12 protein-coding genes and 2 pseudogenes are annotated in these 12,310 nt (G+C 60.1%); 8 read left to right on the forward strand and 6 right to left on the reverse strand.

Annotation, left to right across the window (positions count from 1 at the left end):
• Positions 1-291: 291 nt before the first annotated feature.
• Both ACYVD0_RS06710 and ACYVD0_RS06715 read right to left on the reverse strand, forming a co-directional pair.
• Positions 292-603 carry a type II toxin-antitoxin system YafQ family toxin gene (locus ACYVD0_RS06710; protein WP_131255431.1) on the reverse strand — a complete coding sequence of 104 codons (312 nt, stop codon included), beginning with the start codon at positions 601-603 and terminating at the stop codon, positions 292-294.
• On the reverse strand, positions 560-859 hold the full coding sequence (locus ACYVD0_RS06715; protein WP_090903125.1) for a type II toxin-antitoxin system RelB/DinJ family antitoxin: 300 nt from the start codon (positions 857-859) through the stop codon (positions 560-562). Before ACYVD0_RS06715 ends, ACYVD0_RS06710 begins: the two co-directional genes overlap by 44 nt.
• Positions 860-1,112: 253 nt before the next feature.
• Between ACYVD0_RS06715 and ACYVD0_RS06720 the strand changes: the two genes are divergently transcribed.
• Positions 1,113-1,367, forward strand: a complete 255-nt coding sequence (locus tag ACYVD0_RS06720; RefSeq protein WP_460426100.1) for a hypothetical protein — start codon at positions 1,113-1,115, stop codon at positions 1,365-1,367.
• Positions 1,368-1,423: 56 nt separating this feature from the next.
• On the opposite strand, the gene ACYVD0_RS06725 is transcribed toward ACYVD0_RS06720, so the two are convergent.
• The 3 genes from ACYVD0_RS06725 to ACYVD0_RS06735 form a co-directional block, all read right to left on the reverse strand.
• On the reverse strand, positions 1,424-1,696 hold the full coding sequence (locus ACYVD0_RS06725; RefSeq protein ID WP_460426101.1) for an HU family DNA-binding protein: 273 nt from the start codon (positions 1,694-1,696) through the stop codon (positions 1,424-1,426).
• A 49-nt stretch (positions 1,697-1,745) separates the two neighbouring features.
• Complete coding sequence (locus ACYVD0_RS06730) at positions 1,746-2,054, reverse strand: hypothetical protein (RefSeq protein ID WP_460426102.1); 309 nt, start codon at positions 2,052-2,054, stop codon at positions 1,746-1,748.
• Positions 2,055-2,303: 249 nt separating this feature from the next.
• A complete protein-coding gene (locus ACYVD0_RS06735; protein WP_460426103.1) occupies positions 2,304-2,639 on the reverse strand; it encodes a hypothetical protein in 336 nt (111 codons plus the stop codon).
• Between the two features lie 238 nt (positions 2,640-2,877).
• Between ACYVD0_RS06735 and ACYVD0_RS06740 the strand changes: the two genes are divergently transcribed.
• On the forward strand, positions 2,878-3,234 hold the full coding sequence (locus ACYVD0_RS06740; RefSeq protein ID WP_460426104.1) for a hypothetical protein: 357 nt from the start codon (positions 2,878-2,880) through the stop codon (positions 3,232-3,234).
• 966 nt (positions 3,235-4,200) lie between these two features.
• Positions 4,201-4,671 carry a conjugative transfer protein MobI(A/C) gene (gene mobI, locus ACYVD0_RS06745; RefSeq protein WP_460426105.1) on the forward strand — a complete coding sequence of 157 codons (471 nt, stop codon included), beginning with the start codon at positions 4,201-4,203 and terminating at the stop codon, positions 4,669-4,671.
• A 1,664-nt stretch (positions 4,672-6,335) separates the two neighbouring features.
• On the opposite strand, the gene mobH is transcribed toward mobI, so the two are convergent.
• On the reverse strand, positions 6,336-8,744 hold the full coding sequence (mobH, locus tag ACYVD0_RS06750; protein ID WP_460426106.1) for a MobH family relaxase: 2,409 nt from the start codon (positions 8,742-8,744) through the stop codon (positions 6,336-6,338).
• Between the two features lie 654 nt (positions 8,745-9,398).
• On the opposite strand from mobH, the gene ACYVD0_RS06755 reads away from it, so the two are divergent.
• From ACYVD0_RS06755 to ACYVD0_RS06775, 5 genes and pseudogenes are all read left to right on the forward strand, one after another.
• On the forward strand, positions 9,399-10,241 hold the full coding sequence (locus ACYVD0_RS06755; RefSeq protein ID WP_089170171.1) for a RepB family plasmid replication initiator protein: 843 nt from the start codon (positions 9,399-9,401) through the stop codon (positions 10,239-10,241).
• 71 nt (positions 10,242-10,312) lie between these two features.
• Positions 10,313-10,957: an AAA family ATPase gene (locus ACYVD0_RS06760; RefSeq protein ID WP_460426107.1), complete on the forward strand. Its 645-nt coding sequence runs from the start codon at positions 10,313-10,315 to the stop codon at positions 10,955-10,957.
• Positions 10,947-11,252 (forward strand): hypothetical protein, encoded by a 306-nt coding sequence (locus ACYVD0_RS06765; protein ID WP_090730436.1) that lies wholly within the window; start codon positions 10,947-10,949, stop codon positions 11,250-11,252. Before ACYVD0_RS06760 ends, ACYVD0_RS06765 begins: the two co-directional genes overlap by 11 nt.
• 274 nt (positions 11,253-11,526) lie before the next feature.
• Positions 11,527-11,634: pseudogene (locus ACYVD0_RS06770) on the forward strand (IS5/IS1182 family transposase); the annotation flags it as partial.
• A 34-nt stretch (positions 11,635-11,668) separates the two neighbouring features.
• Positions 11,669-12,090 (forward strand): annotated as a pseudogene (locus ACYVD0_RS06775) (quinone oxidoreductase family protein); the annotation flags it as partial.
• Positions 12,091-12,310 lie beyond the last annotated feature (220 nt).

Here is a 12,310-nt window from a genome sequence, read left to right on the forward strand (position 1 = left end):
CGGACGAGTATTTGAACCGCGACCTCAAGACACGCTTGCGCACCAGTGACCGGGCGCGAAACAAGTCGGAATTGCTGGAGAAGGCCGAGGCATTCATGAGCTGGTTGGCCAAAACCCCGGAGCGGGTAGTTGCCTACTTCCAGCATGCGTCGATGCGTTATGCCACTTAGATTGGGTATTTGATTGCCGGGTTAATAATGCTGGTTGGCCGGTTCGGTCAGTCGCTGTTAATCCCGGTCGAAAATCGCCTTGATTGCAGGTCGGACCGTTTTCGTTTGCAGGTCGTTACAGCTAGCCAAAAAGCTCGCTGTGGGTGCCGAGGTCAACGAAGGTAATCAGATCACCGCTGTCTTGGTAGACCAGGAGAAAATCGCCTCCAATGTGGCACTCCCTGGAACCGTCCCAGTCGCCTTTTAGCTCGTGATCCAGGTACTCGGCCGGTAGCGTTTCGCCCAGAAACAGAAGTGCCATAACCTCTCTGGCTGCGTTCATGTCGCGGCGGCCAGCTCGGTTATAACGCTCCCAGGATTTCTTGAATTCAGCCGTGTACGCAACGCGCTTAGGCAGTGCCGCGCGCTTTTGCTTCTTCTCCTGCTTCGCCATCCAGCTCCCTCAACATCTCGTCCACAGAGTCGAACTGACGGCGGATCTCGCGAGCCTGGGCAAGGGCGCGCGTGGTTTTCTCGCTAGGCATACGCACCTCAAAGGGCAGTCCCTGAGTCGCAACAACCTGGCGGAGGAAGAGGCGCATCGCATCGCTGACGCTAAGGCCGCAGCTCTGCAGTACAGCAGTGGCGCGCTCCTTCAAATCCGCCTCGATGCGGCAGCGCACGTCAGTGGTTTTAAGTACGGCAGCCATGATATCACCTCTTAATTGTTTGTAGCTACAATGTTACCACTTTCAAGTAGCTCAACCTTAGTGAGCATTCGTTAAAGCGTCAACATTTTTCACCGTGTACTGGGGGCGGAGCCTCGTTTGAGTATGGGAATTCAAGCCAGAAAATGGCTTGAAAAGGCCGCACAGCCCACCCTCGGATGTGGATCATGTTGGGAATGACGGATACCCCGGTATCGTCAAGAGCATCGTTTCCATTTGAAGAGGGAGGTGAGTAATGACAGAGCGCGGGAACCTGCTGGACAAGCTCAAATGCATGAAGGAACGGAATGTCTGCGCATTCATGGCGAGCAACTCCGGTATCGGAGCAGGCAGATACGCCCGGTCAGCCAGCCGCTCCCGCATCATGCCCTGGTTGAGCGGCGATGCACTGGGCCTCAATGACGACGAGGTGCAGGCCAAGATCGCTCACGAAGTGATCGCCAACCTGGTACTCAATCAGGCAGAAACACTGTGTGAAGCGTGGCTGTAGTGAGGTTGGCCAGCGTTCGCAACGGCGGCTACCGCCACCGAAACCTCTAACTAGAACTAATTTACGGCGTCTTTCAATCCTTTTCCCGGCTTGAAACCCGGCAGCTTGGCGGCCGCAATCTGGAGCGCGGCCCCGGTCTGCGGATTGCGACCTTCGCGGGCGGCACGCGCCTTCACGGTGAAGGTGCCGAAGCCCACCAGGGACACGTCGTCCCCCTGTTGCAGGGCCGTGGTAACGCTGGCGGTGAAAGCGTCCAGCGCGCGGGCAGCCGTAGCTTTGGGCAGGTCGGTGGCGGTCGAGATGGCGTCGATGAGCTCGGCTTTGTTCATGGCATGTTCCATGGCGGGGAGGTGAAGGCCTGAAGCGCAGGCCGTGGGGTTATTCGGAGACCTGACGTACGTCCAGCACGGCCCAAACGTCCCAGCCCTTCTGGCGCACGATCTTTTCGGCCTCGAGCTGGGCTTCCAGCGTGCTGAGCGAACGGGACCGGTGCTCGAAGCGAAAGGCGGGGCCGCCACTGCTCTTGCGAACACTCAGTTCCACCAGGATGTAGGACGGACGCTGTCCGGATCGTTTGGGCGCAGGTTTGGCGGGCGCCAGTCCCAGGGCCTCGCGCATTTCGGCTTCGAGCAGCTGTTTCGTATCCAAGCGGGCGTATCCGTTACGGCGTTCCTTGAAGCCACGCATTATCCCGTAGGCCGCTTCCGGGCGCCAAGGTTCAGTCGGATCGTCCAGCCTGGGGGGATATGCTTTCGCCAGGCCGTTTCCCCTCCAGAGCCGCCGGAGTGGGAGCTGACGGCCCAGGTTCACCTGCGGTAACCACGGGTGATCGGTGTACCGCATTGCGGGACAGTCGCCCGGGAGAAAGTCGCCGGTGGCCAGCCAGGATCGATGGGCTGGCAAAGGGGCCGCCTCATCAGGGCGGTCCCCTTTTCCTCAGAGGGCCAGCGTCTGGCAGGTCACCCACAGAATACCGAGCAGCAGGGCGCACGAAGCGCTGAACGGCCAGCGGTACCGGGCGATGACCCGCAAGGCCAGGACCCGGCCGACCAGAGCCAGGAGCCCTCCCATCCACAGGGCAAACACCACGACCGCCAGCACCCCTGGCGTCAGGCGTTCGTCCAGGCCATGGGTGGCGGCGGCCTCGATCGGCAAGCGGTCGAGGTACCACCACTCCCAGACGGCGAATCCGCCCACCAGCAGCAGGGCCACGGGCAGGAACGAGAACAGGACCAGGCCGATCGCCTCGGCCCGCAGGGATAATGGGTTCATGAACAGCCTCCTTGGGTTGAGATGCATCTCCTGGGTAACACCGCTGCCCGAAAACCCAAGTCCGCCGGCACAGGTTTCTGCGCCGAATCTTCAAAGGACAATTCAAGGGCTGAAGCCGGCGTCGGCAGCGGACATGTGCACAGTGCCAAGACCCCGACTTGGGTTTTGCCCCAGGGATGAGAGCCTCGATGGGGAGTGGGACGTCCACTCCGCAAAAAGACCCATCAGGAGAAAAGATATGGCAGGCAGTCATGTGCTGTGCAGGCGTTGTCATCGCTGGATGGTGCCACGCGTCATTTACAGCCGTAGTTTCCCAGGCGTTAATGGATGGAGAGTCGGCGGCGGAAAACCCATCTCCAATTGCTGCCCATTCTGTCTGTCCGAATACTGGGACGAACTGGAGGAGCCCAGTCCGCTGCGCGGCAGTCTCTTCATGAAACTGCTGAGCATTCCGCTGACGCTGATCCTGTTCGCGCTGCTGTTCGGCAGCGTGCTCAAACTTTCCGTATGGCTGGACAGTTCGGAAGTCCTGCTCGCAGGAAATATTCTGTCGGTTTATGGCGTGTATCGCTTCGGGCGCTGGTTTGTGAACTGAGTGGGGTCATTCAATGCCTCCCAGGCTTACCCACCTGGCCCGCATGACTATCCGCATGTAGTTATCAGGCCGGAAAGCGATAACCTGGGAAATCTATTTCCCCTCGTTTGACGAACCCAACAGGAACGGCCTTATCGAGTTCGGCATGCCAGGGAAATTATTTGTGGGAATTCCGGCCTTCGTTTTGAGGCCCCCCTGACTTTCCAATGGAGAGAAGCCTCTCAGACGGGGCTTCTCTTTTTATTTCCAGGATGCTTTCGGCGAAACCCTCGACGCCGCCTCGAAGGCCAGGCGGGACGGCCTTGCCGTGCGCGGGCCAACGCCCTTCTGGCTGGGCAGGCCGATCCAAACCGAGTCTCCTGAGGGAAAAGCTGCAGGCCGTGTTCGGCGAGCCTCCCGCGAATGCACACCAGACGGTGCTCGAATGACGACAGGTTGGGTACGCCCCAGCCCGGGTCGGATCGGGGGACAACGGAGGGTCGCCAAATGGTCGCCGAATGGCGACGACAGCCGAGCAAGCGGGAGCCCCAGCCGTTCAATCGGGCCGGGCGGGTATCGAAGCGACATCGAACGGCCCGCCGATGACGACGGGGGGGACTGTGATCCCGCTCCGAAGAGGTTTTCAGGAGATGGGCCGGCAGCGTTCAGAAGAGTTTCCGATTTCGGTCTTTGCAGCCTTCCGAAAAAAGGCTGAGCCCAGTCCTGACGGGGCTTTCAGCAGATTCGAGAGGCGCTTTCAGAAAATTTTCGGGAGCCGCTCAGCCGATGGGCCGGTGACGGGACGCGCCGCGGGGCCATCCCTGCACAGGACGGTTGCCAAAGGGTCCTTGGATGACACCGCACCGACGATGATCCTGATTCGAAAAAGCTTTGTGCGGCCCTTTCAAGCCAGAAAATGGCCTGAAAAGGCCGCACAAAGCCGTTGGGCTTGCCGAAAATACCTCCCAGCCATAGGGGAGATGACCCATGATCGATACCGAGCGAATGACCGAGCTATCCGTTGAATTCCTCGACACGGTCTACCTGGAGATCGTGGAGCGGGCCAAGCGCCTGGCCGAGCAGTATTTCGAGCAGGCCCAGCAGCTCCTTGGCGAGGAAGGGAAAACCCATGTGCCGATTCTGATCTGGGTCCAGCAGATCAGCCCCAACGCCTGGGGCTTCTACTGGGTTCGGGTGCACTACGTCCGGGAAGACGGAAAAGGGAATGCCGTGGCGCGGAAGATCCCGAAAGGGCCACGCCACAAATACCCACCCGGGGCGTTCAGCTTCGTGAAAGGCACGCTCCTGCTGCTGGTGAGGAACTACGAAGCCCGACTGGCGGAACTGCGTCAGCTGGCTGCGGAGAACCGAGCCCTGCGCAAGACCACACTGGCGTGGACGGGGCGCTACCAGAAAGTCCAGGTCATGGATGACCTGCTTCACAACGGGGTGTCGTAAACGCCACACATACCCCTCTAAAAAGGCTGAGCCCGGCGCTGACGCGGCTTTCAGCACATTTGGAGGCCGCTTTCAGAAGATTTCGCGGGGCCTCTTTCAGCACATTTTTCGGCGAGGAGCCGATCGGGGGCTGGCCGAGGGCATTGAAAAATGTGCTGAGCCCAGAGCTCACGCGGCTTTCAGCACATTTTTGGGAGACTTTCACTGATTAGGTCGAGCCGCTTTCACTGATTGGCTCACCCACCCTCCGCATTTTTCCAACCAAAAATGGCTGAAAGCCAAGAGCCACGCGGCTTTCACTGATTGGGACGGGCCATTTTCACTGATTGGCCGCAGACTGCTGAAAACATCGAGTTTGTTATTTCAGTGAGCTAGCTGACTGAAATAGATAGTAATAGTCCTGTCAGCTGTTTTGGCCATTTCAGCTGTTTTTGTGTCGCGAAGCGGAGGGTTGCGGGGGATCGGGCCACTCCGAGGGGGCATTCCCAAGGACGGATCGATGGCCGGGCAGCGGGATTGTGGCCGACCTGAACGGGCCGGAGTCAACGGGAGAAAATCCGCCGGGCGGTTCGGGATGAATGGCGGTAACCCGGGCAGGCGATGGCGTACGGCGGTTGGGTCCAGCGAAGCGAAGGGCTTCCGCTATCGTGGGCGATTTGGAACCTTGCAGAGCCGAGCCGCAGCGGCATGGCCCACCGGCAATGGCCATGGCCGACTTCAACGCATGAGAGCATGCCTGCCTATCCAGAGTTTTAAAAAGTGCTCCTGGCAGCATCGGGTCCCCCACTTTCCAAAGAAACAGCGCAGGGCCGTTGCGAAGTTTCCGTGCAGGGGCCGAAGTGATTCAAGGCGAAGTCGCAGGAAATCTTTTGCATGGGAATCAGCGCATGTCTGAAATGGCAGAACGGTTGTTCCCCTCCATGGAAACACGCTCTGGATTTACCGTAAAAAATATTGGCTTGGTAGTTTACTCTTCAAGTCAAAAGCTACTTCCTTCCCAGCGGGAAAATACATATTACACGTTTGAAAAATGCCCTATCCCTCTCAAGGAATAAATTTCCCAGAAGTGCTGTTGCTATTGGCCATGTGGCTCCTGTCGTTCAAGCGCCGTATGAGTCGATATTGCGAGCAGGCCGGTATTTTCTGCGGGTATTGATCGACAAAACGACCGAATGACTACTCTGCCATTCATTACCGCGGATAAGGTGCGAGCAACAAAGTCGGTAAGGACCAGTGACCTGGTAATTGGATCACCTGGCGATCGAATCATTTTTCGAGGCGGAAACTCGCAACCCATCGGGGCCAGGGGAAGTTGACTCGAAAAGAGTGTCCCGGCCGGTAGTCGATGATAGAGGGGGGCCGATTTCTACCCGAGGTCGGGCCGGAGGGAATGGAAATAACCTCTCCTATCCGGGCCCCGCTGCGGGGTCGTGCTGGACGACTACCCAGGGGGCACAGCCAGGCTCTGGCCGTCCCGTGGACCGTGCTCCCGGATGATAGGCCTCTCTGCGGGCCATAGGCGCGTTTTCTCGATCACCCTATGGGGTCGACCATGCCGAGTGTCCCCGCGCGCGTTCTGCAGCCTCCTGGCAGCCATGGCGCGAGGTCGGTGCCTGATCGGAACGGGCCAGCCCTTTCCCAGGGAAGGCTGGCCTTCATCGCCCTCAATTCGGCAGGGACACCACCTCCTCGGGCCGGGCGCGGATATAGAGCTTTTTACGAACCGGAATCCTGACGGCATCGCGCAGGCTCAGCACGGCGGTTTCGACGTCCCGCTTGGAGACATCCAGCTGCTTGGCCAGTGCCTCGAGCCGACTCTCGCTGATCGCCAGGGTGTCGACGTTCCCCGGCGTTTCGGGCCGGGCTTGCGCCAGGACCGCGGCCAGGTAGCCGTGGTACGGGGCAATTTCGGCCTCTGGAAGAGAGCCGATGTAGGGGATTCCCCAGTCGAGCTCCCCCAGCTTGCAGAACAGCGCGCTCAGCGGAACCGTCAGCAGGAATCCCTGGCGACGGTTGACCAGCCGGGTGAGCGGAGCCCCCTCCCGCGTGAAGTCCCGCCAGAGCCAGTCGTTGTCGAACAGGGGCAGGAGGTCGTCGTCGTCGAAGGAGGTCTTGCCCAGGGGCACGAAGACCCGGTCGGCGACCGTGCGCAGTGCTTCCGCCCGGTCGAGGCAGGCGATGAACTTGCCGGCCAACACCGGCTGGGCGTTGAGCAGGGCGATTTCCGCCGGCGTCAGCCGCGCCTCCTGGCTGGGTGTCACCCGCCCAGCGGCGTGCCCCTGGAGCTTGAGCCGCGGCCTGGAGGGCTCCGGACGCGGTTGGGGCGGGTTTTGGGGGAGCGGCGGGGGGCTCGGTTCCCCCAGCAGCTCGGCCAGCGAGATTTTACCCTGAGCATTTTTTCGGGGAAATTCCGGCGGCTCGGGTGTGGGGTTCGAGGGGGCGTGGGCCATGGGCAGCGGTTCGGCAACGGGCGCAGGCGGATTGGTGTCCGGGGGCATGAGCTCCGAAGCCACCTCCGGATTGTCCTTGCCTGGCTGGGTATTTGGGCTTGTCGGTTTGGGGACGGTAGGCCGGGGCGGTGCTGTGGCGGCCGCCGGATCCGATGGCGAAGGGATACGGGGTTCGGTCGGCAGGCCGGATGCCGAAATAGCCTTTCGTAGGGGCTCCGGAGCACCTTCGGTGTTGGGCCGGTTCGGCGTGGCCTGGCCAGGCTCGACCGCGGGTCGCTCGACGGCAGCGGTCGACACGGAAACCGGCCTTGCCTGTTTGAGCGGACGTTGCTCGTTGGGGGCGATCAGCTCGACCTGCTCGCCCGCCTTGCCCAGACGAATGGAGGTCGGCAGCGGCACCGGCACATGCGGAAACAGCACCTCCGGGGAGCCGAGTTTCAGGCAGCGCAGGATCGGCCCCTTGCCGTTCTTGCACAGGATGTGCGGGGTAACGGGCCAGTAGAGCTCGCCATCGTCCCGACGCTGGGCCAGACCATGATCCGCCAGAAGGGTCAGGAGGGTTTCCGGCGCGCGCGGAATGGCCGCGATCCCGTCCTTCACCAGCAGCTCGACGAGCTCCCTGGCGCCGTAGTGCCAGACGATGTAGACACCATCGGTGGCCACCCAGACCCGGCTGCCCGGCGTGTTGACCGTCCACTGTCCCATGGCGAGCAGGCGCAGCATGGCGTCGCTGACCAGGCGGATGACCGGCACGCCGGTCTCCCTGTCTTCGGCATGGCTTGGCCCCCGGAGCAGGTCGTGCTTGACCGAAACCGAGTCCGCCCGACGCACCAGCCCGGTCAGGGGCGAACCGTTCTCGGCACCGGCAATCGCATCGAGCAGGGCCTCGTGGATGTCCCGCCCGCCTTCGAGAATCCAGGCAACCACCTCGTCGGGTATGAGTTTCTGCGCCAGGGCGACCGAGACCTGGATGTGCTTTTCGTGGCGCTGGGCATTCCAGTGCAGGAAGTAGCGATCGAGCTTGTGGTGCACCGCCCACTGGTGGAGGGTTTCCCCTCCGGGGTTCCACTCGAGCTTGCCCTCGAAGTCGGTGGCGCGCAGGTCGGTGATGGCCTTGCCGGCATCGTGCAGCAGGGCCGCCGCGACGCCCGCCACATTCCAGCGCCACCGGCGAGTGCTGCGCCTTGCCGGCGTCTCGGCGGTGTCGAAGGCAGTGGTCAGGCACCCATCCAGGGTGAGGTTGGCGACTTCGAGGCTGTGCCGCAGCAGCCCGCCGGGACCGGCGTGGTGATGGTTCTCCGAGGCCGGCAGCAGGTGCGCCAGCTCCGCGACGTTGATCAGGATCGGTTCGACGTAGCGCTGGTACTCGTCCTTCGGCAGGCCGATGGAGCCTGCGATGCGGTCGATCAGCTTGCGCTGGTAGTGGCGCATTAACCACTCGCCTTGCACCTTGCCGGGATAGCCTTCCTGATAGGGGGGGTAGCGCAGGTTCCGCCAATTATGGTTTTCCAGGTAGGGGCGAAGCTCCGGGGGAATCAGCCGCTCGGCCGGATGGGGTGCCTCGGCGAAGAGCGAGGCGTAGTTGTCGCCGAACAACCAGCGTTTGAGGAAGGACAGGAACATGAGGACTCTCGCTTCAGTGGATGGAGCCCTGATGATCGGCAATCGAATGGCGGCTGTGCGGCCATTTCGCGCCACTTTTTGGCTCGAAAGGAAGCACGAAAAGCAAAAAGCTGCAGGTGGGACGGCTGTTCAGGGGCGACGAATGGGAGGAAGTCCCTAAGGTGTGCCGTGTACTGCGTACCGACAACTAACCTGTTAGCTACTACCGGTAGGCCAGCATGCAGGTCATTTCGGAACCTGCGGGTGTGTTGGACTCTGAAGGGACGGTTAGATGCGGATGCGGCTTGGAGGGCATTCGGAAGGGCCTTCCCATAAGGGGAGGAAAACCTGACAAGTTTTTTGAGCTCGCTTTTCAGCTTTCACAGCCCGAAAAGGGCAAGTCTCTTTTCTCCTTTTCTCCTTTTCTCCTTTTAGGAACGCTGCAAGCCGCGCCAGCTGGGGGTTTCAGCCTTAATAAAGGGAGGAAAACCTGACGAAGTAGGGAGGAAAACCTGACGAAGTAGGGAGGAAAACCTGACAAATAAAGGGAGGAAAACCTAACAGCATGGGAGTCTTGTAGACGAACTCCTAAAATGGTTAGCTACACAGCCTGCGTGGTTGGCTGCTTACCAAGCACAAAGCCACCGATCCGCATTACAGGCAGAAAGGATCTCCATGCCGAATCTACGAGTTTGTAAATCCAACGCCCTCGTTGAGGCCGCCTATCGGCTTACTCTTGGTGAGCATCGTGTCATCCTTGCCTGCATCGCACAGGTTCGAAGAGATGCCCCAATCAGTGATCAGATTCTCTATGAGGTGCGGGCACTGGAGATTGCCGAGCGTTCGGGTATCGCCCGGCAAACCGCGTATGAGGAGCTGGAAAAGGCTGCCCAGACGCTGTTCGAGCGCTATGTCAGCGTGCCCTACAGCCCTGATGGGGGGAGCCCTGCGAAACGCAAATTTCGGTGGGTGCAACTGGTCGATTACGTTCCTTCAGACGGATTAGTTCGGTTGCAATTCACCACGGCGATCTTGCCTTACCTGGCCGACCTCTCCGAGCGCTACACGATCTACTCCATCGCGGACGTGGCCAAAATGACTAGTGCTTACGGCGTTCGCTTGTACGAGCTATTGGTGCAGTGGCGCGGCGTCGGATATCAACGGGAAGTCGAACTCGACTGGTTGCGTCAGGTTTTTCAGCTGGAGGATCGCTATCCGTCCATCAAAGACCTGAAAAAGTGGGTCATCGAGCCTGCTGTTGAACAGGTAAATGAGCACTCTCCTCTGCACGTAACCTGGGATCAACGCAAAACCGGGCGAAAAGTCAGCCACCTGATCTTTACATTCGCTCCCAAAGAGGAGACCAAGACCAACATGTCGACCAAGCACAAAGCTACTCCTAAGCAAGCACTCGACCTAGAGCAACCGCGCACCCTCAGTGAGGCCGAGCTGAGCCGCTTGGCGTACCCGGGTGAATCGAGGGAAGCCGCTCTGCGCCGGCTGAATGCGGTGCTTTGAGGAGTTTTCACAATTACGAATTATGAATTATGCTTTATTGGATATTAATTCATAATTGTGAGGTCACAGGGATGATCATTATCGTCGGCTGCAACAAAGGCGGCGCAGGTAAGACGACTACTACCACCAATCTGGCAGTCGCCATCGCCCGTCGGGGAAAGGAAGTCTGCCTCGTCGATGCAGACCCACAACGTAGTGGCTCGCGCTGGCACGCTGAGCGGGAGGCAAACAGCTTGCAGCCGGCCATTACACCGATGGAAAAGCGCGACAACATCGCCAGCGCCTTGAAGTCTCTCGGCGAGAAATACGACTACGTTCTGGTTGACGTGGCTGGTCGCAACAGCCGCGAGCTGATATCGGGGGCCGCCGTGGCCAATCTGATCATCGCTCCACACCAGGCCAGCCAGCTTGACCTCGACACCTTGTCGGAGCTGCAGGAGCAGATCATACGGGTCCGCGACGTGAACCCAGGGCTACGGGTCGTCGCTTACCAGACGATGGCCAGCACAAATCCGTCCGTCAAAGGCACTGAGCGTCAGGAGTTTCTGGCGTACCTTGCCGAGTTCCCCGAGATCCAGGCCCTGAACTCGGTGGGCTACTACCGCAAGGTCTATCGAGACGTGATTCCCCAGGGAAAATCCGTGCTTGAAGCCGACAACCCCAGCGCTGTTGCCGAGATCGAGGCGCTGGTTCAGGAGGTACTCGATGGCCATTAAGCCCCCAAGCGCCCGTGCCGGCGTACAGCAAGGCGGAAAGCCAGTCCCATCGTCCGAGGATGTGGACCGCTTGGTCCGCGAGCTAGCTGACAAGCCCTATGGCGAAGTGGTCGAGCCCGAAGCGCCGAAGCGCATCGCGAAGCCCAAGCCCATCACCATCAGCCTGCCCGATGTGATGATCGAGCAACTGGAGGACCAGGCGCTGCAGAATAAGCGCTCGGGTAAGGGGCCCAAGACCATCAGCGCCCTGATCCGCGAGCAGCTGGAAAAGGCCGGCTATAAATCACAATTATGATTTATTAGTTATGAAAAATTAATTGTGATTTGTGAATTCTTAATTATGAGCCGAGAACTGCCTCTGTCACCGTCGATTGGCAGTACACCTGACCATACCGCGTGCACCTGCCTGCAAGGCGGTGCGGGTGCTCACATGGAATAAGGCGCCCTTATCAAGGGCAAGCCCGCCAGTCCAAGCAGCGGAAGTTGGCTGCCGATTCGGTGTGTAATACGCCCTAATACTAGGGAGTATGTACTCGGCTTAATTCTATAATCGGAAATTTATTGGCCAGGCACCACTTAAGCATTACCGCGCCGTGGCGTTCCGCTACGACAAGCTGAAGCGAAATTACGAGAGCATGGTAGCCATGGCCTGTGGGTTTCTATGGCTCCCCATGTGAATCGTCAACAGGCCCTAGCGCAATCGAGACTTCATTGCAGGCCAAGGGGTTTGAAGCGCTGCCCTGACCACTCCGGAAGCGCTGCCCAGCCAGGTCGAACAGGTGTTCGAAGGCGGTGCACAGGCGATCTTCGATACCACCGGCTTTTGGCTCGCCGCCGCGGTTCCGGCGCTGGCGGCCTTTGGACGCGTCGCGATTATCGCGGCGCCCGTCGACGTCCAGGTGCAGTTGCCCGCGCTGGACCTGTATCGCTGCGGCGGCTCGGTGGTGGGCGTCAACTCGCTGCTCTACGGCTGCGCCGAATGCGCACGGATGCTGGAGCGCTTTGGCCGGCATTTCGACGACGGCACCCTGCCCGCTCCGGATGGATTGATCGAGTCCCCCCTCGCCGAGGGCCCTGCGCGTTATGCCGACGTCGACGAAGGGCGCAGCGAGAAGGTGATCCTGATTCCTTGAACCAGGACCGCTTGGCGCTGCCGCCGGGCCTGCGAGGCGTTTGCCGACCTGGGCGCGACCGTACCGGGTTTCATGGGCGAAGCCCAGCCGGCGGGACAGCTCAGCGATGCTGATGTCTAGAGCATTTTTTGAAAACACGAATTCGACATACAGGGGTTGCTCTTCCTGGTCATTTCGGTCCTCCTCTCCCGCTCGGACAAGGAGACCAGAATGGCTCGGG

This window comes from Azotobacter armeniacus, assembly GCF_054779355.1.

Coding starts and splice junctions, on each gene's coding strand:
- mobH (WP_460426106.1), bottom strand. CDS start 8,744: ATGTTCCTGTCCTTCCTCAAACGCTGGTTGTTCGGCGACAACTACGCC.
- ACYVD0_RS06725 (WP_460426101.1), bottom strand. CDS start 1,696: ATGAACAAAGCCGAGCTCATCGACGCCATCTCGACCGCCACCGACCTG.
- ACYVD0_RS06755 (WP_089170171.1), top strand. CDS start 9,399: ATGCCGAATCTACGAGTTTGTAAATCCAACGCCCTCGTTGAGGCCGCC.
- ACYVD0_RS06720 (WP_460426100.1), top strand. CDS start 1,113: ATGACAGAGCGCGGGAACCTGCTGGACAAGCTCAAATGCATGAAGGAA.
- ACYVD0_RS06730 (WP_460426102.1), bottom strand. CDS start 2,054: ATGCGTGGCTTCAAGGAACGCCGTAACGGATACGCCCGCTTGGATACG.
- ACYVD0_RS06710 (WP_131255431.1), bottom strand. CDS start 603: ATGGCGAAGCAGGAGAAGAAGCAAAAGCGCGCGGCACTGCCTAAGCGC.
- ACYVD0_RS06740 (WP_460426104.1), top strand. CDS start 2,878: ATGGCAGGCAGTCATGTGCTGTGCAGGCGTTGTCATCGCTGGATGGTG.
- ACYVD0_RS06735 (WP_460426103.1), bottom strand. CDS start 2,639: ATGAACCCATTATCCCTGCGGGCCGAGGCGATCGGCCTGGTCCTGTTC.
- ACYVD0_RS06715 (WP_090903125.1), bottom strand. CDS start 859: ATGGCTGCCGTACTTAAAACCACTGACGTGCGCTGCCGCATCGAGGCG.
- mobI (WP_460426105.1), top strand. CDS start 4,201: ATGATCGATACCGAGCGAATGACCGAGCTATCCGTTGAATTCCTCGAC.
- ACYVD0_RS06760 (WP_460426107.1), top strand. CDS start 10,313: ATGATCATTATCGTCGGCTGCAACAAAGGCGGCGCAGGTAAGACGACT.
- ACYVD0_RS06765 (WP_090730436.1), top strand. CDS start 10,947: ATGGCCATTAAGCCCCCAAGCGCCCGTGCCGGCGTACAGCAAGGCGGA.